The organism is Colwellia sp. PAMC 21821 (assembly GCF_002077175.1).
GTDB lineage: Bacteria > Pseudomonadota > Gammaproteobacteria > Enterobacterales > Alteromonadaceae > Cognaticolwellia.
In genome coordinates, this window is the sequence record NZ_CP014943.1 from 4574007 (window position 1) to 4599965 (window position 25959).

The 25959-nt window shown below is 38.9% G+C and carries 20 protein-coding genes; 3 read left to right on the plus strand and 17 right to left on the minus strand.

Annotated elements, in window-relative coordinates; genetic code table 11:
- Positions 1–93: 93 nt before the first annotated feature.
- The 7 genes from nhaC to A3Q33_RS19095 form a co-directional block, all read right to left on the minus strand.
- Positions 94–1551 carry a Na+/H+ antiporter NhaC gene (gene nhaC, locus A3Q33_RS19065; protein ID WP_081181463.1) on the minus strand — a complete coding sequence of 486 codons (1458 nt, stop codon included), beginning with the start codon at positions 1549–1551 and terminating at the stop codon, positions 94–96.
- Between the two features lie 237 nt (positions 1552–1788).
- Entirely contained in the window at positions 1789–3825 is a 2037-nt protein-coding gene (prc, locus tag A3Q33_RS19070) for a carboxy terminal-processing peptidase (RefSeq protein WP_081181472.1), read from the minus strand.
- 15 nt (positions 3826–3840) lie between these two features.
- A complete protein-coding gene (gene proQ / locus A3Q33_RS19075) occupies positions 3841–4587 on the minus strand; it encodes an RNA chaperone ProQ (protein ID WP_081181474.1) in 747 nt (248 codons plus the stop codon).
- A 20-nt stretch (positions 4588–4607) separates the two neighbouring features.
- Positions 4608–4895, minus strand: coding sequence for a hypothetical protein (locus A3Q33_RS19080; RefSeq protein ID WP_081153772.1), 288 nt, complete (start codon positions 4893–4895; stop codon positions 4608–4610).
- Positions 4895–5371 carry a free L-methionine (R)-S-oxide reductase MsrC gene (msrC, locus tag A3Q33_RS19085; protein ID WP_081181476.1) on the minus strand — a complete coding sequence of 159 codons (477 nt, stop codon included), beginning with the start codon at positions 5369–5371 and terminating at the stop codon, positions 4895–4897. The genes A3Q33_RS19080 and msrC overlap by 1 nt, the downstream gene beginning before the upstream one ends.
- Before the next feature lie 440 nt (positions 5372–5811).
- Complete coding sequence (locus A3Q33_RS19090; RefSeq protein ID WP_353615510.1) at positions 5812–6228, minus strand: GFA family protein; 417 nt, start codon at positions 6226–6228, stop codon at positions 5812–5814.
- A 164-nt stretch (positions 6229–6392) separates the two neighbouring features.
- Positions 6393–7649: an NRAMP family divalent metal transporter gene (locus A3Q33_RS19095; protein ID WP_081181478.1), complete on the minus strand. Its 1257-nt coding sequence runs from the start codon at positions 7647–7649 to the stop codon at positions 6393–6395.
- 339 nt (positions 7650–7988) lie between these two features.
- Between A3Q33_RS19095 and A3Q33_RS19100 the strand changes: the two genes are divergently transcribed.
- Positions 7989–9353 carry a M28 family peptidase gene (locus A3Q33_RS19100; protein ID WP_081181480.1) on the plus strand — a complete coding sequence of 455 codons (1365 nt, stop codon included), beginning with the start codon at positions 7989–7991 and terminating at the stop codon, positions 9351–9353.
- A 131-nt stretch (positions 9354–9484) separates the two neighbouring features.
- On the opposite strand, the gene prpF is transcribed toward A3Q33_RS19100, so the two are convergent.
- The 10 genes from prpF to tmk all read right to left on the minus strand — a co-directional run bounded on the left by prpF (position 9485) and on the right by tmk (position 21863).
- Positions 9485–10693: a 2-methylaconitate cis-trans isomerase PrpF gene (gene prpF, locus A3Q33_RS19105; RefSeq protein ID WP_081181482.1), complete on the minus strand. Its 1209-nt coding sequence runs from the start codon at positions 10691–10693 to the stop codon at positions 9485–9487.
- Positions 10694–10862: 169 nt separating this feature from the next.
- Positions 10863–13481, minus strand: a complete 2619-nt coding sequence (gene acnD, locus A3Q33_RS19110; RefSeq protein WP_081181484.1) for a Fe/S-dependent 2-methylisocitrate dehydratase AcnD — start codon at positions 13479–13481, stop codon at positions 10863–10865.
- Positions 13482–13594: 113 nt separating this feature from the next.
- Entirely contained in the window at positions 13595–14719 is a 1125-nt protein-coding gene (prpC, locus tag A3Q33_RS19115) for a bifunctional 2-methylcitrate synthase/citrate synthase (RefSeq protein WP_081181486.1), read from the minus strand.
- Positions 14720–14802: 83 nt separating this feature from the next.
- Positions 14803–15693: a methylisocitrate lyase gene (gene prpB, locus A3Q33_RS19120; RefSeq protein ID WP_081181488.1), complete on the minus strand. Its 891-nt coding sequence runs from the start codon at positions 15691–15693 to the stop codon at positions 14803–14805.
- Between the two features lie 59 nt (positions 15694–15752).
- Positions 15753–16433, minus strand: a complete 681-nt coding sequence (locus A3Q33_RS19125; RefSeq protein WP_081181490.1) for a GntR family transcriptional regulator — start codon at positions 16431–16433, stop codon at positions 15753–15755.
- Between the two features lie 262 nt (positions 16434–16695).
- A complete protein-coding gene (locus A3Q33_RS19130) occupies positions 16696–17925 on the minus strand; it encodes a spore maturation protein (protein ID WP_081181492.1) in 1230 nt (409 codons plus the stop codon).
- 461 nt (positions 17926–18386) lie between these two features.
- On the minus strand, positions 18387–19172 hold the full coding sequence (locus A3Q33_RS19135) for a TatD family hydrolase (protein ID WP_081181494.1): 786 nt from the start codon (positions 19170–19172) through the stop codon (positions 18387–18389).
- 145 nt (positions 19173–19317) lie between these two features.
- Positions 19318–19644 (minus strand): PilZ domain-containing protein, encoded by a 327-nt coding sequence (locus A3Q33_RS19140; RefSeq protein ID WP_155866811.1) that lies wholly within the window; start codon positions 19642–19644, stop codon positions 19318–19320.
- 2 nt (positions 19645–19646) lie between these two features.
- Positions 19647–20666 carry a DNA polymerase III delta subunit-related protein gene (locus A3Q33_RS19145; RefSeq protein WP_081181498.1) on the minus strand — a complete coding sequence of 340 codons (1020 nt, stop codon included), beginning with the start codon at positions 20664–20666 and terminating at the stop codon, positions 19647–19649.
- A 561-nt stretch (positions 20667–21227) separates the two neighbouring features.
- Complete coding sequence (gene tmk, locus A3Q33_RS19150) at positions 21228–21863, minus strand: dTMP kinase (protein ID WP_081181500.1); 636 nt, start codon at positions 21861–21863, stop codon at positions 21228–21230.
- Between the two features lie 524 nt (positions 21864–22387).
- Here tmk and A3Q33_RS19155 point away from each other — a divergent pair.
- A complete protein-coding gene (locus tag A3Q33_RS19155; RefSeq protein ID WP_081181501.1) occupies positions 22388–25282 on the plus strand; it encodes a bifunctional diguanylate cyclase/phosphodiesterase in 2895 nt (964 codons plus the stop codon).
- The gene (locus A3Q33_RS19160; protein WP_081181502.1) at positions 25263–25880 is read left to right on the plus strand and encodes a biliverdin-producing heme oxygenase; all 618 of its coding nucleotides are present in this window, start codon (positions 25263–25265) and stop codon (positions 25878–25880) included. The genes A3Q33_RS19155 and A3Q33_RS19160 overlap by 20 nt, the downstream gene beginning before the upstream one ends.
- Positions 25881–25959: the final 79 nt, after the last annotated feature.

Genomic DNA, 25959 nt, shown 5'->3' on the forward strand with positions numbered 1-25959 from the left:
CCTTAATAATTCACATTTTATCTTTACTAGTAATAGACATTAAAAAGCCTGTAGTAAACAGGCTTTATGAATATATATTAACTTTTGTTAATTTTACTCTGGTGTGGTTAATTTTTTTATCTTAAAGCCCATATAACCATATGTTATCGCTACCACAGGATTAATTAAATTAAAGAAGCAATAAAAAATATAATCATAAGATGTTAATGCCATGGCAGCAAACATAAATGCGCCACAAGTATTCCAAGGTATTAAAGGCGACGTTATCGTACCAGAGTCTTCAAGGGTACGACTTAATACAACCGGATGTAAGCCCCGCTTTTTGTATTCTTCTTTATACATTCTACCTGGCATAACAATCGAAATATATTGGTCTGCAGTGATCAAATTGGTACCAATACAGGTCGCAGCCGTACTCGCAATCAGGCTACCCGTAGTTTTTGCCCCCGCCAGTATTGCTTCGACAAATTTTCTTAACATACCTAAGTGTTCTAAAACGGCGCCAAAGCTTAATGCCGTAATTACCAGCCAAATCGTATTTAGCATACCTGACATGCCACCTCGACTTAACAATTGGTCTATTTCAGTATTGCCGGTTTCAACCACTACACCATCAAAAAAAGCAGTCCAAACCACCATAATGGTCGCTCTAGTTGACTCAATACCGTCTTGAGCCATTGATGTAATTAATTCTTGCTGAAACACTAATGCCCAAATTGCACCGATAATTGCGCCAATAGCCACAGCGGGAAACGCTGGCATTTTGTTGTAAGCTAAAACTAATAATATCACTAACGGTATTAAGTTTAATGCCGATATGTTGTAGGTGTCTTCCAACGTATTGGTTAATGACATAATACTATCCGTGTTACCAATATCTCCTGAAGAGTGATTAAAGCCAATAATGAGGAAAAGTATTAATGCGATGGTGATTGAAGGAACAGTCGTCCATAACATGTATTTAATATGTTCAAATAATTCACTTCCGGCTACAGCAGGCGCTAAGTTAGTTGTTTCGGAAAGTGGTGAAAGTTTATCGCCAAAATAGGCGCCTGATATAACGGCACCCGCAGTAACCGATGCTGATAAATCAAAACCACCTGCAATACCAATAAAGGCGACACCAACGGTCGCGGCTGTCGTCCAAGAACTACCAATACTCATGGCAACAATGCCACAAACTAAACAAGTTGCAGCATAAAACCAGCTAGGGTCAATAATTTTCAAACCATAGTAAATCATTGTAGGCACTGTGCCTGACAGTAGCCATGTACCAATTAAAGACCCGACAGCCAATAGAATGAGTACAGCGCCTAGAGATATTGAAATGCCATGGATTATCGCTTTCTCCATTGCATGCCATTTATGGCCGTTTTTTAGTCCTATCAACGCAGCGACACCAGTAGCTAAAAGTAATGCTATTTGGTTAGGTCCTGATGATGAGCTATCACCAAAAAAGGTAACACCTGTGATTAATAAACAAATAAGGACAACAATTGGAATTAAAGAGTCCAACATAGAAGGTTGTCGAATTGATTGAGGATCAGACATAGATAAATTTACACCTTATTATCTTAGTTATTATAGTGGTTAAATTATTTGTGTTAGTAAGATGCCGACAGTTCACAAAGAGTGCAAGTGTTTTCTGACAATTAGTTATTAACTAGCCCTTTGTTTATAAGGATTTAAAGAATAATTATGCAATTATTTCAGGTAAAAATTAACCATATTCTCTACTATTAAAAAGCCACCTAATAGGTGGCTTTTTATTCGCGGCAGAAAAAACAGCTATTTTTTCGCGACTTTACCCAATGAAACTAAGTCAAAAGTAATTTTTGCAGTTTCATCTAGAAATGGGTCTAGTGTTTCTAAATCTTCTGGTAAGTCATCTAAATCAGTAACTTTTTCTTTACCTAAGCTAGCAAGTCGTTCGTTAGCGCGTATTAATTGCTTAGCTTTACGGCTTTCTCTTTTTTCTTTGCGTTTAGCTAAGTTTAGCGAAATAGTTTTATCATCTTTTTCTGCTTTATATTCTGCAATATCAGAAAGCAAATAATTAAACTCTTGGTTTTGCGCTATGCGTGAACTATGCAAAGAACTTAAGTAAGTTACATCTTGGCTGATGTCATTAAGTTTGTTATAGCGTGCTTTAGGAATTTGGTCCCAAGGCAAGGCATTTTCTTCTTTACTTTCGCCCCAGTCAGCTGGATCTATCGCCGACGGAAATTCAATATCAGGTAATACGCCACGATGTTGTGTGCTACCACCATTAATACGATAAAACTTGGCAATAGTGAATTGAATGCTACCAAATGGGTTCTCGTACAAATCATACACTCGGCCTAAACCTCTATGCTGTTGCACGGTGCCTTTTCCGAATGTGTGTTCACCAACAACAACACCACGTCCATAATCCTGAATAGCTGCTGAAAATATTTCAGACGCCGATGCACTGTAACGATCAACCATAACGGTTAACGGTCCGTCATAAAAACTGATGCCGTCTTTATCACTGTTAACTTGTACTCGATTCGCGCCATCACGCACTTGTACTACTGGTCCTTTATCGATAAATAGCCCGGTCAGTAAAGTTGCTTCTGTTAACGAACCGCCGCCATTGCCACGAAGGTCAACAATGATGCCAGAAACATTTTCGTCTTTAAGCTTAGCAATTTCTAGCTTAACATCACGTGATAAATGATTGTAAAAACTAGGGATAGTGATAACACCAAGTTTTTTAGAGTTTTCATCACCCTCTTTTTCAAAATATACTTCTGATTTTGCCGCCCGATCTTCAAGTTTAATCGTATCTCGAACAATAGAGACGACTTTAATGCTACTATCATCTTCCGATTCAGCACCTAAAACTTGCAGTCTTACCTTTGTGCCCTTTGGACCTTTGATAAGTTCAACAACATCATCTAAACGCCAGCCAATAACATCAACAAACTCTTTGTCATCTTGCGATACGCCAACAATACGATCTTTAGGTTTTAATTCTTTTGACTTATCTGCTGGACCACCTACCACAACACTTTGAATAACGGTGTAATCTTCTTCTGCCCGTAAAACCGCACCAATACCTTCCAGTGATAAATTCATTTCCATTTGAAAGCGTTCAGCATTTCGTGGAGATAAATACGATGTATGCGGTTCAACGACGCGTGCAAAGCTGTTCATAACAACTTGGAATACATCTTCACTTTCACTTTGCTTTAAGCGTTTAATGGCATAACGATAGCGTTTACCTAAAACTTCTTGAATTTTTTCCCACTCTTTACCCGCTAAGGTTAAATTAAGCGCATCGTATTTAACTTTTTTACGCCATAACTCGTTTAGCTCTTCAACAGAGTTGGCCCATTCAGCATCTTCACGATCGAAATTGTAGGTTTCATCAAGGTCAAAATTAAAAGGTTTTTCGCTAGTCAGTAGGCTTAATGCATATTCATAACGCTCTAGTCTTCGCTGTAAATTAAGATTATAGATTTGATAAGCGATATCGAGTTTGCCGCGGGAAATAACGGTATCAAACTCATCGCGGTATTGCTCAAAGCTCTTAACATCAGAGGCTAGAAAGACGTTACGAGCGAAATCTAATTGCTTAATGTAACGGGCAAAAATTTGCTCTGATAATATGTCATCAATTTTTATTTGCTTGTAATGTGCTCGCGTAAACTGTGCCGTAATGCGCTTTGTTGATGTAGCATGTTGGCTTTCAGGTACTAATATCGGTAAGCTTTCATTGTCTTTACTACTTTCAGCCAGTACTGAAATACTGGCCAGTGACAATGATACCGCAACAGCTATACGACAAAATTTATGCATTCACATACTCCAAATTTATTCTGTAAAAATATTTTTAACTTGAGTTTTAACAACCATACCTGAGTTTAATTGAACACTAACATCTTTACCGGAAACTTCTGTAATAACAGCATCCATTGACGATTGTCCTAACTGCACTTTGATATTTTTGCCAACAACAACATTACTAGTTTCAACAGGTTTAAGCTTCACGGCTGTTTTTTCAACAACGCGTTTAGTTGACTTAACCGAATTAAACTTTTCTTTGCGGCTATTATCTGTAGAGTCTTTACTTACAGGTTTAGTTCCCTTAGCAGCACTACCTTTGTAAGGTTTTTTCGCTACTTTGTCTTTCGGTTTTTTGTTACCAAATTTTTCTTGGCTTTCTTTCAATGTTTTGCTGGCATAATCGGCTTGTTCTTGATCGATTTCAGCGGCATCATTTCCATCGATATCAACACGAAAAACACCCATTTTAATGGCTTTCAAATAGCGCCAGCTACTTGTGTAATGTCTAAGCGCTTGTCGTAAACGGGTTTTACTTACCGTTTCATCGCCAGTTAGCTTTTCAGCTAAATCTTGAAAAATACCAATTTTTAATGGTTTTGCAGCACCTTCAATAGAGAAGCATGCTGGAAATTTTTCAGCCAAATAGGCGATAATTTCTTTTGTGCTAATACGCTTAACTTCAGTATCAACACTTGGCGTTGCTTCAACATTGGTTGTTGCTTCAACGACTTCGTCTGCTACCACTTTTATTTCACTTTCTGTTTTATTTTCCATAAATACAACTTTTCAAAATTTTAATTCTGCTCTGCTAGATATTGTTCACGATTTTCCAACAGATGTCGGCACCAATCATAAATATCTTCACTTTCGATTTCAGCTAAGGCTTCTTGCCCTATCCACGTATCCCACACCAAAGACAACAACTGCTCTAAAATCTCTGGTGCAATATCTTCTTCTGCTAAGTCATAAACGGTATGATAAATTTCGTTAATACGCTCAGCTACTTCTTCTTCATCACCATCCCAGTCGCCTACAACAGCTTCTGAAACTAGATAGTCATGAATATCAATAAATTCTTTCATCAGTTTATCACGCCATGCTTGATCATAACATTTTCAAATAAACTAATTAACTTTTCTAAACCGATTTGATCATCAGCACTGAAACGATTAAATGCCATACTGTCGATATCAAGTACAGCAATTACCTTACCGTTTAACATTAAAGGTAATACTATTTCCGAGTTAGTGCTAGCATCACAGGCAATGTGACCGTCAAATTCATGAACATCGGCAACACGTTGTACTTTATTTTCAATCGCTGCTGTTCCACAAACGCCACGTCCAAGTGGAATGCGAATGCATGCTACTTTACCTTGAAATGGGCCAAGTACAAGTTCATCATTAATCATACGATAAAAGCCAACCCAATTAACCTCAGTTAATTGTTCAAATAACAAAGCGCTGACATTAGCCATATTAGCAATGACATCTGATTCATCAGTGATCAAGGCTTCAACTTGTGTATATAAGTCCCGATAAAAGGTATTTTTGGTCATTAATTATGATGCCTACAATAAAAAACGCATAACATACCCTGATAGCGCCTTAAATTAAAGCGCTATCAGCATCAATTAGCAATTATCTATCAATTTATTGTGCTTTAATGCTAAAAAGTAGCCTTAGCAACAAATTTTCGGACTTTTTCTGTAAAAATATCTCAATATATTTAAATAATGAGGAATACATATTCGAATAAAATTTTACATACTTTCTATGTTTGTCGTTAAAAGTTTGACGTTAAAAGTTCACGTTAGTCTGTATTAACTGTGAAGACTCCGATAAGCCATGGTTATTTTGAATTTAAATAACTTCAAGCCTCAAGCCTTAAACAAAAAAACAGCTGTATGCTAAACAACGTTATGCTCAAGTTTTGTTTTATCAACTTTACCTTACCGACTGTTTATTTCTCACGGTAAAACAAGCAAAACGGCGTTAACTATTGATCCGGCACCGTATCAAATGCCGGTATTGTTGCTATTTCGTTGATCCATGGCACCGCAGAGCGGCACCAAATTTGGCTTTTTGGCACCAGCAAGTCACGTTGTTCGATACAACCGACTCTAATGCCATAGACTCGATTCAGCGTATCAACAGATGTCGCGTAAATTGCACTGCCACAGTGTTGACAAAAGCCCTGTGCGCGTTGATTACCGTTCTCGGCCACTTTAACGTATTCTTTGGTTTTTCCTTTGGTAAAAATGAAGCTATTAGGCTCAGAAACGGCCACACTTCTAAATGCAGTACCTGATAATTTTTGACAATCATTACAGTGACATATCTTCACTTTGTTTTCATCAACTTCGGCTTCAAATGTTATTTCGCCACAATGGCAACTACCATTAATATGCATCATTATATACTTCCTATTTATTTGTACTAATATCACTCGATAGCTGAGCAATTTTATGAATTAAAACCCGTCACTCAGTTATTTATTTGAACTTTTTTACCAAACATTGAAGTAGACCACTTTATGACTACAATTTGTATGATAATTCTGTCATCGTTTATGCGTAATTAAGACAAAAACTTCCACCACAAAAAGAATAAACTAAACAGTGTTAAAACCGTCAAGCAAAACAAGGTGTAGACTTTAAACCAACCCTGCGGCTTTTGGTCATCGTCAACATCAGCGCCCATCATAACTTTATAGTTTAGCCAAGCGTATATTGGCGCACTGACAAAAGAAACGGTGGTAACAAAGTCAAGTAACGCTTTAATATCTGAGCTAAAGTCACTAATAATCCACCAACTTCCGACCACTAGTAATGCTAGCGATACAATGTAAGCTTTATTGGCTTTGTTTTTTGTCTGCTCATTTGGTTCATCACTGGCAAGCAAAACTGCACGTTTCCAGACCTGTGGAAAACCATCAGCCACCGCAAAGGTGGTAGAAAATAAGGCAATAAATGTCACCAAAGCCATAAGCAACCAGCTCCATTCACCTAAAGCTTGGCTATAAATCCCGACTAATTGTCCTGCAAATGCTGCAGCTGAATCGGCAAAACCTTCGCCTTGGCCAAACATTAATAGCGCACCTAACCATAAGAAAATAACGGCTAATAAGAAGCTGGTGAAATAACCGATATTAAAATCTAATGTGGCGTTTTTAGCTGATATTACACCTGGTTTATCCACCCGAGAGGTAGTCCAAATAGAATGCCAAACAGAAACTTCGATAGCCGTGGGCATCCAGCCGATAAGAGCAACAATAAAAGCGATACTCGCCGCTGACGTTAATGAAATAACAGGTGCTTGACCAGAGGGAGTAAAACCAAGCCGATTAACGGCAGCAAACCAAGCTATGATGCTTGATATCACTAAAATTAGCATCATCCATTTGAGTAAATTACTCAGTAATTTGTAATGCCCAATAATTAATACCGCGCAGACAATCACCAGTATCAATGCCGCCCATTGTGATAAAGATAAAATATCACCAAATAAATTCATCGCTAATGCAGCGGTAACAATAGTTACGCCTGATTGCACAAAAAACATCGTGGTAAAAGTTAACAATAAAAACAAATAGAATGCCCAGTTCCCTACCCGTTTATAACCATCAAGCAAGCTTTTACCTGTTAATCCGGCATATTTAGGGCCAAACAAAAAGAAGGGATATTTAATAACATGAGCGAGAATAATAAAACCTAGAAGTGCAAAACCAAAGTCTGCACCAGCACGTGTTGCCTGCACAATATGGGAAACACCAATGCTGGTTGCCGCCCAAACAATTCCGGGTCCTAATAGAGCGAATATTTTAGTCAATTTCATAAAAATATATAAGTAAATGTAAATTCACAATAATTTAATGTCTAAGGACGTAATGTGCAAACTATTTTTAGGGTTAAATGACGGCAATACTATTTATGATGGCTCATGCGTAGATCATCTTTTACATATACACACCAAAAACCTGTGTTGTAACGATCTGAGTTGAACTGAAATATTAATAGGATGGATGCACTCGTTAATATAACCAATTGTGATAGTCTTTTGGGTAATTATAATAACAACTGACAACAGGCTTTCATTATGTTTATTCGACTTAATAAACCCAAGCATATTGCGTTTACTCCATCATTGAAATCTTTCCAGATAAAGCACTTGGGGATGTTGTGTGCATTAAGCACCTTTTTGCCTGCTTGCGCTTCAACCATTGTAGTCCCTCCGAATGAACAATTAGTACTACGTGAGATACAGCAACAAGTCAGCGCCGAAAGACTGAAAAAAGATGTCACTACGTTAGTTGGCTTTGGTACACGTCATACCTTGTCAGAAACAGAATCAGAGACTCAAGGCATTGGCGCTTCACGTCGTTGGATTAAAGCAGAATTTGATAAAATTTCCGCCCAATGTGGTGGTTGCTTGGAAGTTATCTATCAAAAAGAAACATTTTCAGGGGAAAAGCGCATTCCCGAGCCTACCGAAGTGATTAATGTTATCGCTATTCAGCGTGGTCAACTCGATCCAAATCGTTACATTATTATGTCTGGCGATATAGATTCTCGGGTATCAGACCCGCTTGACTATACCAGTGCATCTCCAGGCGCCAATGATAATGCTTCTGGCGTTGCCGGTGTTATCGAAACAGCTAGAGTACTCTCACAACATAAATTTGCCGGTACAGTTGTATATGCGGCTTTATCAGGTGAAGAACAGGGCCTTTTTGGAGGCAAAATTATGGCCGGTATTGCTAAAAAAGAAGGTTGGCGAGTAGAAGCGGTAATTAATAATGACATGATCGGGAATATCTCCGGTATTAATGGTGTCATTAACAATACAACCGCCAGGGTATTTTCTGAAGGTGTTCGGTTTGTTGAAACACCTGAAGAAGCTCGAAAACGTCGATTTACAGGCGGTGAAGTCGACTCTCCGTCACGAAATATTGCGCGTTATATTGACCAAATTGCCGATCAATACATTCCTAATTTAGACGTTATGATGGTCTACAGATTAGATAGATTTGGCAGAGGTGGACATCACCGCCCCTTTAATGCAGTCGGTTACCCTGCTGTACGTATTATGGAAACGAATGAGCATTACGACCGCCAACATCAAGATTTGCGCACTGAAAATGGCCGAGCGTTTGGCGACGTACTTTCCGGCGTAGATTTTGATTTTAATGCAAAATTAACTTCACTAAATGCCGTCACTATGGCTGCAATGGCTTGGGCGCCACCACCACCAGCAAACACTGAAATCTCCGGTGCAGTAAAAGCGTCAACCACCTTAAAGTGGCAAAAACCAGAAGGCAAGATGGCAAGAAATTTAGCGGGCTATCGTGTACATTGGCGACTCACGACTGAGCCAACATGGACACATAGTCAATACGTTGGTGATGTGAGTGAATTTGAATTAAAGAATATTGTTATCGACAACTACTTCTTTGGCGTTAGTAGTGTTGCAAAAGATGGTTTTGAAAGCCCGGTAGTCTTTCCTGGCCCTGCAGGTTCTTTTGGTGGTTATGCCAATTGAATTAAGTAAACCTTCAAGTATTCTGCTCCATAAGCTACAAGCTTAGGTTTCTCTCTTACGAAAACGCTGTTAGCAACATTGTTCCTAACAGCGTTTTTTCAATTTTACCTTAGTAAAAAACTATGGCTTAGTTAAAACGAATCACCAGGGATACGCACCCAACCTTCCATTAAAACGCGAGCACTTCGGCTCATAATCGCTTTATTTACCGTCCACAGTGCATTAACTTTCGTTGCTTGAGCACCCACTTTAAGCGTACCTGATGGGTGACCAAAAACTACCGCTTCACGATCACCACCGCCAGCGGCTAAATTGACTAACGTACCTGGAATTGCCGCCGCAGCGCCTATGGCAACTGCCGCTGTGCCCATCATGGCATGATGTAGCTTACCCATAGATAAAGCACGTACATGTAAATCTATATCTGCTGCAGACACGGCTTTACCACTTGAGGTTACATAATCTTTAGCACCACTGACAAAAGCCACTTTTGGTGTATGTTGTCGAGCAACCGCTTCTGAAACATCATTAATCAAGCCCATTTTAATCGCGCCAGCCGCACGAATAGTTTCAAAACGTGCTAATGCTGCATCGTCATTATTTATGGCGTCTTGCAACTCTGTACCGGTATAGCCCAAATCTTCTGCATTTAAGAAAATAGTTGGAATACCCGCGCTGATCATAGTTACTTTGTATTTAGCGGCTTTAAAAGTACCAATAGCTGGCACATCAAGCTCATCAACGACATTACCGGTTGGAAACATAGCTTCTGATGGATCAACGGGCGCGATAAATTCTACCGGCACTTCTGCCGCAGGAAAGGTAACACCATCGAGTTCAAAATCACCCGTTTCTTGTACTTCGCCGTTGGTTATAGGCACACGAGCGATAATGGTTTTAGCAATGTTTTTCTGCCAAATACGCACAATACAAACGCCATTCTTTGGAATACGTGACGGGTCAACTAAGCCAGCATTTATCGCAAAAGAGCCAACAGCAGCGGTTAAGTTACCGCAATTACCAGACCAATCAACAAAGGCTTTATCTATAGCAACTTGGCCAAATAAGTAATCTACATCGTGATCCACCACGTCGCTTTTAGCTAAAATAACCGTTTTACTGGTACTTGATGTTGCACCACCCATACCGTCGGTTTGTTTTCCGTATGGATCAGGACTACCAATCACACGCAGTAGCATATTATCGCGCGCTTCTCCTGGCACTTGGCAACGCGCTGGTAAATCGGCTAGATTAAAAAAAACACCTTTTGATGTGCCGCCGCGCATATAGGTAGCAGGAACTTTCACTTGAGGTACGTGCACTTGAGGAACCTGAGACATAACAATCTCCTTTATTATTTATTTTTTATAAAAAAAGCAGTAAATAGTCGCTATTTACTGCTAATAAATCATACCCTTAAAAGCAGGACTCTGTCCCGCGTTCAAATCGGTAGCCTGGTCATGCCTATACTTCTACATAACCAAGCCCGCTATTATCAAAAATAAAGCTTTAGGTAGTAGACTCCAAGAAGTCGTTAGCAAATTTTTGTAATACGCCACCAGCAGCGTAAACAGACACTTCTTCACCCGTATCTAATCGACACTTAACCGGTATAGTCACGACTTCACCATTACGACGTGTCATCACGACTGACATCGCTGCGCCCGGTGATGTTGTACCTTCCACATCAAAGGTTTCAGTACCATCAATATTATAGGTATGACGTGTTTCACCTTTAATAAATTCAAGCGGTAAAACACCCATTCCGACTAAGTTTGTCCGGTGAATACGTTCAAAACCTTCAGAAACAATGACTTCAACACCCGCTAAACGAACGCCTTTTGCCGCCCAATCTCTTGATGAGCCTTGACCGTAATCAGCACCGGCGATAATAATCAGCGGTTGTTTACGTTCCATGTAAGTTTCAATTGCTTCCCACATGCGTGATTCAGTGCCTTCAGGCTCGATACGCGCTAATGAACCTTGCTTAACTTCACCCTTGTCATCACGGCACATTTCGTTAAACAATTTAGGATTAGCAAAGGTTGCACGTTGTGCGGTTAAGTGATCACCGCGATGCGTTGCGTATGAGTTAAAATCGGCTTCTGGCAAGCCCATTTTATGCAAATATGCGCCGGCAGCACTGTCTAATTGAATCGCATTTGAAGGTGATAAATGATCGGTGGTAATGTTATCGCCTAACACCGCTAATGGACGCATACCTTTCATGGTACGCTCACCCGCTAATGCACCTTCCCAGTATGGCGGGCGACGAATATAAGTACTGGTTTCGTCCCAAGCATATAATGGACTTTCAGCAGGCTCAAACGCACCTAAATCGAACATCGGCGTATAGATTTTTTTGAACTGCTCTGGCTTAACACATGAAGCAACGATAGCATCAATTTCTTCATCACTTGGCCAAATGTCTTTTAGCGTAATGTCATTACCGTTTTGATCTTGGCCTAAAATATCTTTTTCAATATCAAAACGAATAGTACCGGCAATGGCATAAGCGACCACTAACGGTGGTGACGCTAAAAACGCTTGTTTTGCATAAGGGTGAATTCGGCCATCGAAGTTACGGTTACCTGACAATACCGCGGTTGCGTATAAATCGCGGTCTATAACTTCTTGTTGAATTTTAGGGTCTAACGCGCCAGACATACCATTACAAGTTGTACAAGCATAACCAACGATACCAAAACCTAATTTTTCCATTTCAGAAAGCAAACCGGCTTCTTCTAAATAAAGCTTGGCGACTTTTGAACCTGGGGCAAACGATGATTTAACCCAAGGCTTACGCACTAAGCCAAGCTCATTGGCTCTTTTGGCTATCAAACCCGCCGCAACAACATTACGAGGATTAGAGGTATTGGTACAAGACGTTATAGCGGCAATAATAACTGCGCCATCAGGCATTTGACCATTGGCTTCTTGTTCTTTACAAGCGGCTAAGTCTTTAGCAATGTCTTTCGACGCTAAATCAGCTGTCGCTAAACGACGATGTGGATTAGAAGGTCCCGCTAAGTTACGCCCTACCGATGATAAATCAAATTCGATAACACGCGGATATTGCGCTTCAACTAAGTCGTCAGCCCATAAACCTGTATGTTTCGCGTAAGTTTCAACTAGCGCGACTTGTTCAGGCTCACGACCAGTAATTTTTAAATAATCAATGGTTTGTTCATCAATGTAAAACATACCGGCAGACGCACCATACTCTGGTGTCATGTTTGAGATAGTTGCACGATCACCAATGGTTAAACTTTTAGTGCCTTCACCGAAGAACTCTAAATAAGCTGATACAACTTTTTGATTACGCAAAAATTCAGTTATCGCTAAAACAATATCGGTTGCGGTAATGCCAGGTTGGCGTTTACCCGTTAGCTTTACACCAATAATATCAGGCAAACGCATCATAGATGGACGACCTAGCATAACGGTTTCAGCTTCTAAGCCACCAACACCAATTGCGATAACACCTAAAGCATCAATGTGCGGCGTATGAGAGTCTGTACCAACACAAGTATCAGGGAAAGCGACACCGTCCCGCGCTTGTATAACAGGCGACATTTTTTCTAAGTTGATTTGATGCATAATGCCGTTACCGGCAGGGATAACATCAACGTTTTTAAAAGCCGTTTTAGTCCATTCGATAAAATGAAAACGCTGTTCATTACGACGGTCTTCAATCGCTCGGTTTTTCTCAAATGCTTCGGGATCAAAACCCGGAGCTTCTACCGCTAATGAATGGTCAACGATTAACTGTGTTGGTACCACAGGATTCACTTTTGAAGGGTCGCCACCTTGCTCAGCAATAGCATCTCGCAGGCCGGCTAAATCAACTAATGCGGTTTGACCTAAAATATCGTGACAAACAACACGTGCAGGATACCAAGGGAAATCAAGGTCTTGTTTACCTTCGATAATTTGCTTTAACGCGTCCGTTAGCGCAGCTGGGTCACAGCGTCGAACCAATTGCTCAGCGAGAACACGCGAAGTGTAAGGCAATGTTTTATAAGCGCCGGGCTTAATGGTATCGATGGCTTCTCGCGTATCGAAAAAATCTATGGTTAGGCCATTATTTTTATAACCGGGTAAAGGTTTGCGGTAATCATAATTCATAATTTAATCCACATATTTGCAAAAGAGTACAACAGACTCTTTTTGAGTGATTTAATGAGTGATAAAGCCTTATCTAGTCAGATAAGGCTTTATAGGTTAGTTGCTAGAGCAGCTTACCTTTGTGCTATGGGTTGCACTTTACGTGGTTCGGCGCCAATATAATCTGCAGAAGGACGAATAATACGGTTATTTGAGCGTTGCTCCATAACATGAGCAGCCCAACCTGTTAAACGCGAACAAACAAAAATCGGGGTAAATAATTTCGTTGGAATACCCATATAGTTATAAGTAGAGGCATGGAAAAAATCAGCATTACAAAATAATTTTTTGCTGTCCCACATAAACTCTTCACAAGCCACTGAAATATCATACAAAGATGTATCACCGTTTTCTGCCGCTAACTTTTCAGACCATGCCTTAATAATAACGTTACGTGGATCTGAAGTACTATATACCGCATGACCAAAGCCCATAATTTTTTCTTTACGCTCAAGCATACCAGCCATTTGTTCTTTAGCATCGGCAGGAGACTTGAACTTTTCAATCATGTCCATTGCCGCTTCGTTTGCGCCGCCATGTAGTGGGCCACGTAAAGTACCAATAGCACCTGTAACACATGAGTACATATCAGATAACGTTGAAGCACAAACACGCGCTGTAAACGTAGAAGCATTAAATTCATGTTCAGCATAGAGAATTAATGAAACATCCATCACACGTTCATGCTGCGCTGACGGACTTTTACCACTTAATAGACGTAAAAAGTGCCCACCAAGAGAAGCTTCATCTGACGTACAGTCAATTTCTACCCCTTCATGTGAAAACTTATACCAATAACACATGATGGCAGGAAAAGCGGCTAGCAAACGGTTAGCAGCTTTATTTTGCTCGCTAAAATCATTTTCTGGCTCTAAGTTACCTAAAAATGAACAACCTGTGCGCATAACATCCATAGGATGAGCTTCTTTTGGAATAAGCTTAAGCACTTCTTTTAACGCTTGCGGTAAATCACGCATCGCAAATAAATCAGCTTTATATGTCGCTAACGCTTTTGCATTAGGTAGTTCACCATTGAAAAGTAAGTAAGCGACTTCTTCAAAAGTAGCATTTTCAGCTAAATCGGCAACATCGTAACCACAGTAAGTTAAGCCCGAGCCTGATTTTCCTACCGTACATAACGCAGTTTCGCCTGCACTTTGACCACGTAAGCCAGCACCTGATAATTTTTTCTCTGTCATCATTCTTTCCTCTTGTCCTTTAACCGTAATGAATTTACCGTTAATGGTTAAAAATTAGTTTCTTATTAATCTAGCTATTTTATTTACTTGTTTTTACCTTCAGTAAACAAGGCATCAAGTTTTTGTTCGTAATCGTGGTAACCAAGATAATCATACAAATCCATACGTGTTTGCATATTGTCAATTTCTGCTTTTTGGTCGCCATCAGCAAGTAACGTTTTATAAACCGACTCTGCCGCCTTATTCATCGCTCTAAAAGCTGATAACGGATAAAGCACCATCGCACATCCCCATTCACCCAACTGGGCTTTATTCCAAAGCTCGGTTTGGCCAAACTCGGTAATATTAGCTAATACTGGTACATCAAGTGCTTCAGTAAAAGCGCGGTAATGTTCTTCGGTTTTAACTGCCTCAGCAAAAATACCGTCAGCGCCAGCTGCCGCATAAGCTTTTGCTCGTTCTAGTGCCGCTGCTAAGCCTTCTTGAGCAAATGCATCCGTTCGCGCCATAATAAAAAAGTCTTTATCGGTACGAGCATCAACAGCAGCTTTAATTCGGTCAACCATTTCTTCGGTCGAAACAATTTCTTTATTTGGACGATGACCACAACGTTTTTGCGCTACTTGATCTTCTATATGGACAGCGGCTGCACCGGCTTTTTCCATATCACGAATGGTTTTGGCAATATTAAATGCCCCGCCCCAACCGGTATCAATATCAACTAACAAAGGTAAAGAAGATGCACTAGTAATGCGTTGTACATCAGCAATAACATCATTTAACGATGTCATGCCTAAATCGGGTAAACCATAAGAAGCATTGGCAACACCGCCACCAGACAAATAAATAGCTTGATGACCTAATTCTTCAGCCATCATTGCACAATAGGCATTGATAGTACCGACAACTTGCAGTGGTTTATTATTCACTATAGCTTGGCGAAACTTAGCACCGGGAGATAGTTGTGTAGACATTGCTTTATCCTTCTTAGTCAAGTGTATGTTGTATAAGGTAGCTTAAAATAAGCTTACCGCTATTGTTGCTGAGCAATTTTGTTTTCAATATTTTTACGCGAAGCGGCAATATGACGCCTCATTAGCATTTCGGCTAATTCACCATCACGATCGGCAATCGCTTCAATTATGCGAGAATGTTCATCAAAAGCTTTAGTGGCTCGGGGACTGTTCATGCCAAACTGGCAACGATACATTCGAACAAGGTGATATAATTGACCACACAATATATTGATCAATTGTTGATTATGGCTGCCCAAAATAACTTTATAGTGAAAGTCTAAGTCACCTTCTTCTTGATAATATGAAACACCGTCACGCAATGCCTTAGCACTTGCATGCTGCTTGAGCATAGCCCGCATTTCAGTAATTTCATCGTCAGTCATATTTAGCGCCGCTTGGCGGCATGCCATACCTTCGAGTGCTTCACGTACAACATAAATTTCTAATAGCCCAGCGATTGAGCATTCAACTACCCGAGAACCCACATTGGCTTTTCGTTCAATTAAATGACATTTTTCCAGGCGATTTAGTGCTTCACGTAAAGTAGAACGACTTATTTGGTAGTTTCTGGCCAATTCTGGCTCGCTAATTTTACTACCCGCTTTAATGGTGCCTTCAACAATAGCATGTAACATTTGCTCAAATACTTTATCTGCAGTCGTTACTGCGGCTTGTGTTGTAGGATTATCTAACGCCATTATTGTCGACACTTTTTAAAAACATTGGGCTAATAATAGCTATATATTTTAATTAGTCAATGCCAAAACATAAAATTGTCGACAATAATTATTTTTTATTCAGGGGGAATTTATAGTAATACAGTCGTAAGATGTGGAGTAATCGCCCATAAAAGTCACTGTATGAGCGCCTATTAAAGGTAAATATTGAAAACCATGATAGTATTTTGCAAGCGCCAGCTTGGCAGAAGTGAAGCGAGATAACTGTCGACAATTTTGTTGTTTAGCCAAAAAACCAATAACATACTCCGATAGCTGCTGTTATACCGGCAACATCAGCAATCAAACCACAGGCCAAAGCATGGCGACTATAGCGAATACCCACTGAGCCAAAATAGACAGCTAAAACATAGAATGTTGTTTCAGTTGAACCTTGAACAATGGAAGCTAAACGACCGGCAAATGAGTCAGCACCATGTGTATTCATGGTTTCTATCATCATCGCTCGTGCGCCAGAGCCACTTAAAGGCTTCATAAAAGCGGTAGGTAAAGCATCTACAAAGCGAGTATCACCATTAAAAAATAAAACTAGCTGTCTAATACCATCAACCAAAATATCTAATGCACCACTGGCTCTAAATACGCCAATAGCACACAGCATAGCTAACAAGTACGGAATAAGCTTAATACTGGTTTCAAAGCCCTGTTTCGCCCCTTCAATAAAGCTGTCATAAACATTGACCTGACGTTTTAAAGCAAAGAAGATGAAGCTGATCAGGGTAGTAAATATTAACAAATTCCCCATTAATGATGACTGTTGCGCTAATAACTCGGCGCTTAAGGTACTAAAATAAACCGCAATACCGCCAATAAGAGCAATACCGGCGGCTAAATATATAAAAATAACCTGCTGATATAGTTTTATTTTTTGTACAAACGCAACGACAAACAAGCCGACCAAGGTTGAGGCAAATGTTGCCAGTAAAATAGGGATAAATACATCGGTAGGATTTATCGCCCCTTGTTGGGCACGATACACAAATACTGTCACTGGAAATAAAGTAACCGAGGAAGTATTCAAAACTAAAAATAGAATTTGTGCGTTAGAGGCGGTTTCTTTTTTTGGATTCAGTAATTGTAAATCTTGCATAGCTTTTAAGCCGAGTGGAGTAGCAGCGTTATCTAAACCTAAAAAATTAGCCGACAAGTTCATCGTCATAGAGCCAATTGCTGGATGCCCTTTGGGTACCTCTGGCATAAGACGAGTAAAAAGCGGTGAAATAAGTTGTGCAAGTTTATCGATAATCCCAGCATGTTCGGCAATTTTCATCATACCTAACCAAAAGCTTAAAATGCCGATCAGGCCAATAGCAATTTCTACCGTTACTCTCGACATATCGAAAATAGCGTTTACAATTTCTTCAAAAATTAAAATTTGATCGAATACTAGCCATTGAATCATGGCAGAAATAAATGCGACGAAAAAGAATCCGCTCCAAATACGATTTAACAAATCCAGCTCTTTTAATTTTTATTATTGGAAGAAAATATCATGACATAAAAAGTGATGATTACCTAGTAATTCAACCAGTAATCAGCCGTGTGTATACGCTCTACAACCAAAAAATCCGTTTAATAAATAAATAACAAAAAACCAATAAATAAGATTAAAATCAATAGAATAACTATTTATAAAATAATTTTGCATTTATAATATCTTCCACTACACTTAACCTTGTCAACCAGTTACTCGCTTCCGTCTTAGATAGAGTGCAGATTTCCCTCTTAGATAGAGTATAGATAGTTATAACATGAGATTTTATTGTTAATTTGTATGTGGATTTTAAGGCTTTGAAGATAGTTTTATTAGTAATGAATTCGCTTACTTTCATGGTTTATTAGCGTAGGTTCAACGTAATTGAGCCATCCCCCTGAGCCCAAAACTAGCAGTAGTTTTGGGCATTTTTTTATCGACTAAAGCGAAACGGGTGCTGTTTGAGGGAACAAGCGATGAAAGTTTTCACTTGATTGCTTGGCAATTTCAGCAACAGAAGTACCACGAATACTCGCAAGATGCTTCGCAACTTCTACTACATAAGCAGGCTGATTTTGTTTACCACGATGTGGCACCGGCGCTAAATAAGGTGCATCAGTTTCAATTAAAAATCGATCAGCGGGGACCTTTTTTGCGACTTCTCTAAGCGCTGCGGCATTTTTAAAAGTGACAATGCCGGAAAAGGAAATATAAAAACCCATAGCTATCGCTTGCTCAGCCATTTCCCAACTCTCGGTAAAACAATGTAATATTCCACCCACATTTTCTGCCTGCTCAGCTCTTAAAATAGCTAAGGTGTCTTCTTGCGCATCACGCGTATGGATGATCAAAGGCTTATTCAACTGATTGGCAACACGTATATGCTTTCGAAAAGAATCTAGCTGAACGGGCTTTGTTTCTGGCGCATAAAAGTAATCAAGGCCGGTTTCACCAATAGCGATAACCCGTGGGTGTGTTGCTAAACCCTTGAGTTGCTCAGGATCTATTTCATCATCTTGATTCAACGGATGCGCACCACAGGTTATCCAAACATTGTCATATTTAGCGGTTTGCTCGGCCATGGCTGGAAAGTCTTGTAAAGTAACGCTAACACACAATAACGTATCCACTTTTTCAGCAAGTGCGGCATCAATTACATTATCTAAATTATGGTCAAATTCTTCAAGTTTAAGTCGGTCTAAATGGCAATGCGAATCTATAAACACTGGGTTACTCCGTGCGAATGTGCTTTAAATTAATATGGGAAGAATGATGTAGGTGTCTACTGTTCAACAAGAAAAATCAGCAGTATACCTGCTAATTTTCTCACATACTAAATAGTGCTTGTTAAGTTCAGCGACACCGTTTTATTTACATTGATAAAGTGGGCTCAGAAGAATTTAATAGCCGCCCTATTGATTTATCAATTTGATTACGAATATTGTCAGGGTCTTCTACAAAGCTGACACCTATACCCGCTGGCGTACCATTTTGCGCACCAATAGGTGTGATCCAAGAAACTTTGCCTACGATTTTAGACGGCTCTAATGAGTCAGGTAAACTCACGTTTAATATCACATCGGCGGCTAATTCAAAGTGCTCAGTTGTGCGAACAAATAAGCCCCCATTTTTCATAAATGGCATATATGACTGATATAAATCGCGATCTGAAATAAATTCAAGTGTAATGTGTTCCAAAATCATTCCTCTACTGTTTGCGCGTTATCTTGTAAAACAACACTAATATCTGCGAGTAGTTTTTCACTTAAAAACTGTCGATTAACTTGCACTAAGGTCTTTAACTGACCATTGGCAACTTGTACTAAATTATATACTTGCCATAACTGCTGTTTATTAATGACATTCTCTGGCTCATTAATGCTTCCCGCAGTAGGCCATCCCCACTGTTGGCGCATTAAGTTGACGAGAATCTTCTCTAGCCATCGAAAACCATCATGATGATCAACCAATATTGCAAGTATATCTGCGCGATGTTGATGAGCAAATAAATAAGCTTTGACCTTATCACGAAACGTTACAAATGCAACGCCGGTAGCTTCATCTGATAATTCACTCAGGTGACTAAGATTTACAAAAGCATCATCGCCGTGCTGACCATATTCAGCTAAAAGTGCTTTACCAACAGGTGGACGTATTTCAAATTCATGGCAACGACTAATAATAGTCGGTAGCAGTAAATCACTACTATGCGTTGTTAGAACAATAAAACTATCCGCCGTTGGCTCTTCTAAGGTTTTTAATAAAGCATTAGCCGCTGATATTGTCATGGTATCGGCATGGTTAACCAACGCTGTTTTTACTAACCCAATATGCGCCGTCTTCTCAAAAAAGTGACTGAGATTGCGAATCAACTCGACACCTATGGTCTTTTTATCTGAAACAATAGTGAGGTGATCAGGATAACTATCTTTCGCATATAACTTACAGGTTTTGCAAATACCACAAGGTTGAAGAATCAACGGTGTTGCGGCACTTTCATTTTCAGTTGCCTGGCTGGCATTATTAGGATTTCTGTCTTGTTTTACACCATGTTTTAACGCTTGTTCCAAGTCATGGCATAACAGCACTTTAATAAGCCACTGTGCAATATCTTGCTGCCCTGCACCATCAACACCCGAAATAAGTAAGGCATGAGGGAGTTTTTTTTCGCGTATTTGCCGCGATAATTGTTGTTGAAGAGCAAGTAACCAAGTTTTCATCTAATCGCCTTTGTTGGCATAAATAACAGCGTCGTGTGCTTTATTATTTTCATTTTATTGCACCGGCTATATTGAATAGCATTTATTATATCGTGTCTTATACCAAATGTAATAAGTTATTGACCAATTTTAAGCGAGGATAAATTGTTCAAGAACACATGTTTATTGTTCCAGACTAAACATAAGTACCTGCATCCCTGCAGGCAAGGCGTTTGATTGATTAGGGCATGGATGCCCGTAAGTAGAACAATGCAGGAGCAATTGTCGAGTAATAGCGGGCGTGTGTGATTGAAAACAACGCAGTTATTGACGATTTAAACCGCCTTAAAATGATCGATTATTTATTTCAATTGGTATTACTGTCGCTTTCACTAAACCAGTGAAATTGCTATTTTAAACGGCGTAACGGCAATTAATATCAAACTAAATATTAGCCATCTACAAAAATATAATTGTCAGCGTAGTCATGAAAATAAACGCTTAACAGAGCATAATTAGCGCTTAATTAGCGCTTAATTAGCGCTTAAGCATTCGATATTAAAAATAAAATGTGAGTAACAATTAACTTTGTTTAATAATTAAAGCGTCAATAACCTTAATTACATCGCTCAACACTGCATCTTTAGATTGTGATGCATCAATAATAACAAAACGCTCAGGCTGAGCTTTTGCCTGCGTTAAATAGCCATTTCTAGCCTTAATAAGAAAGTCTAATTTTTCATCTTCTAAGCGGTCTAGCCCTTCGCCGCGACTCTTTACTCTTTTTAAGCCTTCAATAGGATCTAAATCTAAAATAATATTCATATCAGGTTGAAAACCGGCTAATGCTAAATCGTTAATTTTCATAATGCTGGCGAGGTCAATGCCTCTAGCATAATGTTGAAAACTAAACGTTGCCGCGTCAAATCTATCTGAAATTACTATTTTTCCTGCTTGTAATGCGGGTTTTATTTTTTCTTGAATATGTTGTGAACGTCCAGCGCCAAATAACATTAACTCTGTCATATCACACATTTCTGGTGTTGAGGGATCAAGAATAATATGCCTGATTTTTTCACCAATTCTTGTACCACCTGGCTCTCTTGTTAAAACAACATCTAAACCTTTTGATGAGATATATTTTTCTACTTCATTAATAACCGTTGTTTTCCCAGCACCATTACTGCCATCAAAAACAACCATAAAACCTTTGTTCATACAATTTCTCAATTTCTCATTACTAAAGTAAAGCTTACAGTAGTTACAAATTTATTAAAATATTTTGAAGACTTATCCGCAGATTCTTCTGAAAATAAACATATTGTGTAATGTTTTCTTAAAACACGAATACACTTAAGTAACAAACTATTATATTTGGATTATTAAATTTTATCAGATAATTTAGTGACTATACCTAAATGAATTGCCTCACTGGTGTCGATAGCTCTCCAACAAAGCCAGTAAATACAAATCAATTAACTTGAATCGATTAACTTGAGTCAATAACGTTAGGCGTAGCATTTAATTTTTTTCATACTTTAAAATAGCTATAAACACGACAATAAAATGCGCGCCAGCCTCTCTATTCTCACTTGTAATCAGTAGCTTATCAATATTATCCCAACTACTCCCATTAACAAACTCGTTATTTTTAAATGATAGAAATAGCAACTTTAGCTGTTTACTAATTAACTGAAATCAATATAATAAAATTATGGTTATTAAAAATAAGTAACTTCTAAATGTCGAAAGTGAGTAGAGAAACAAGGAAGATTACCACTGAAGAAGCTGAAGCTTGCGCAGCGGAACCCATTCATTTAATTGGTAATATACAACCGCATGGATTCCAACTGGTTCTTGACCCCAAGACCTTACAAGTTGTGCAATACTCAGACAATATTATTAGTCTGCTCAATCAATACACTCATGATTCGCTGACCTTAAGTACTAAAATACTAGATACTACTATCTCTGATTGGCTAACATTTTCTGAGCCAGAGCTGCTAAATAAGCTCAAATATGACCGCACAATTAAGTTAGAATTAGACTCTCACGCTGTTATTGCCGGTGATATTTGGGAATGTGTTGCCTACATGGCTGGCCATTGGATTTCTTTAGAGTTCATACCATGCTCTGCTGATACTTACAGCTCCTCTATTCTTATTTCGCAAATGAATTATATGCTTGAAACTTTGCGCAAGGCACAAAACACCAAAGAAATATTTGACACTATTACCAGCCAATTTCAAGAACATACAAATTTTGATCGCGTAATGCTTTATCGATTTTTACCCGACTGGTCAGGTGAAATAGTATCCGAAGCTGTTTCAGTGCGAGAAAAGCAAAAATATATACATATGCGCTTTCCAGCTGAAGACATTCCAAAACAAGCTAGAGCTTTATATACACTGAACAAAGTTCGAGTGTTTGCCAATATCGATGCCGCCCCTTCATCGCTAATACCGGCTAAATTGCCAAACGAACAATACTTAGATCAAAGCTACTCTTTACTGCGTAACATCTCTGATATGCATAGAATTTATCTCAAGAATATGGGCGTAAAAGCGACTATCTCTCTCTCTATTTTAGTGGATAATAAATTATGGGGCTTAGTTTCTTTTCATCATAATGAGCCTAAAACGCCACCTAATCACATCGTTGCTCAGCTTAAAATCACCTGTGAATTGTTTAGCGAGATTATCTCTACGTATTTAATGCCCTCTATAAAAATGAATCAAATCACTCATTTAATGACGGTGAAGGCATGTATAGAAAACACTTTCCACAATGCTAAAATGGTGCCTGTATCACAGAGTTTATTTGAAAATTCTTTAAGAGCCATAAATCAACTCGCTGATTATGACTATCTCGGTGTTATCTACGGAGATAATTGCTACACCTTGCAACACGACGAATTTATAGTTTTAGAACGCAGAAGTATTGATGCCATAACCGCATTATTTGATGGACAAAGTGGCACTGAATATCAATCTTTTGAGCTTCACAGCGAGCATAAGAAAATACCTGGGCTTGAAAATATGGTCGGTATTTATGTTATGCGTTCAAAAATTCCAGCTGATTTTTATGTGTTTATTGGTCGTAAAGAAGTCGTCAAAACTATTATATGGGGCGGTGCTCCCAAAACGGTTGATATCGTAGTTAAAAACAACCAACGTCATCTAGAACCTCGTAGCTCGTTTGCCTTTTGGCGAGAAAAAGTAAAAGGCCAATGTGATTATTGGACCGAAAAAGACACAAAAATATTAGAGTATTTTTTTACAAATTGTAAAGATTACACCAGTGTAAAAAGTAATGAATTACTGAAAAATAAATTAGAGAAAAACGCCCACTATGACTGCCTAACTGATCTAGCAAACCGCACTTACTTAAAATGTTATATTGAAAACCTCAGCCCGATTAATTCATTCAAATACATATCACTGCTGTTTATTAATTTAGATAACTTTAAAGATGTTAACGATTTTATGGGCCATGAAACTGGCGATCGTATTCTGATCAACGTGGCTAAACGCTTAAAAGGTTGCTCTCGACCTGACGATTTAGTAGTTAGACTCGGTGGCGATGAATTCGTTATCGTGTTCACACATGATAAAGAACAAGAGTTGACATATTTAGCAGAGAAAGTGGTTAAGCGCATTGGCGAACCAATTTTCGATCATGAACACACTTATGTTATCACGCCCAGTGTTGGAGTGCTCACCAGCGATGTGCATGATATTGATTTTAACGAAATGCTTAAACGCGCTGATATTGCGATGTTTTCTGCGAAGCACAAAGGAAAAAATTGTTACCATATTTTTGATAGCAGCGATCAAGATGCTTTTAATAAAAAGGCCATATTGACCATAGACTTGCGTAAACATATCGCCAATGGGGAAATGGAAGTACATTTTCAAGCGCAATGTGATTACAATAAAAATATCACGGGAGCGGAAGTATTAGCCCGTTGGAATCATCCTAAATTTGGTTATATCAGCCCCGAAGTTTTTATTCAGATTGCGGAAGCGAATAATTTAATCAAACCGCTAACGTTAAAAATCATTAAAAAAGCCTGCCAAGACTTTTCGAAATGGCAGCTATTTGACTTAATGGCCTCTTTTGAAACGCTGTCGATTAATATCAGTCCAAGCCTGTTATTAGACCCACAGTTTCAACAAGATATACTTTATGTCTTTGCCGCTTTCCCAAGCATAAAACCACATAATATTAGACTAGAAATCACTGAGTCTATTTTCATGAAAAACCACGATTTAGCGATAGAAAACCTACAAGCCCTTCGAGATAAAGGCTTTTCTATTTCGTTAGATGACTTTGGCACCGGCTACTCTTCACTTAATTATTTATGGAAACTGCCGATTGATGAAATAAAAATTGATAAATCTTTTATCTCTAATATGACCCAAGACAATAGCCTGTTTACTATGGTCGAAAGTATTATCGAATTGTGTAAAAAACTTAAGCTTGAAGTCGTCGCAGAAGGCGTTGAAACCAACGTAGAATTTAATATATTAAAGGGCCTAGAGTGTGATACTTGCCAAGGTTTCTTTTTCTCCAAACCTATGCCTAGTGAACAATTTATAGAGACTTATATCAGCCATGCTATTACCACTAAGTGAACAATTAAAACAAGCGACAAGCCCATATCACCGTGAGCTGGATAAACTGCCTGTACTCAGAAATTTAATGTCTGCGTCGCTAAGTGCTGAGCAATATGAAGCCGCTATGCTGTATTTCTACCAGTGTTTTAATGCTTGGCAGCCCACTTTAGATGCTGCAGTAAAGCTTTTAACTCCCCCAGCCTTTTCAATTATAGACAACCAATTATCCGCCTTGAGCACAGAAACTGACAGCTTTAGCTATCAATTTAACGCAACCATTGCAGTGCCAAAACCGATCATTAGCTCTGTCGATGAATATTTAGGTTATAGCTATGTGTTAACCGGCGCTCAACTTGGCGCACGTTTTATTCTTAGAAAATTACAAAAGTCACCATTGGCTGAGCATTATGGTTTTAATTATTATGCTAATGTCAGTCAAAACACTATTGATATTAATCACTGGAAGCTTAATCTAGACGCACTTGTCAAGCAAGGTAACTGTGAACAACAAGCAGTAATAGATGCCGCTACCACCTGTTTCACACAACTCATAACATGGTTTGCTCAAGAGGCAAAAATTAGCAATAAGCAGAGTTTATCCTTGGCACACAATTAACATTTTTGTGGTTTGTGGTTTTCAGCTTACGCCATATCAACATGTGTTATGACGAAATTTGTTATGACGGTATTAAGCT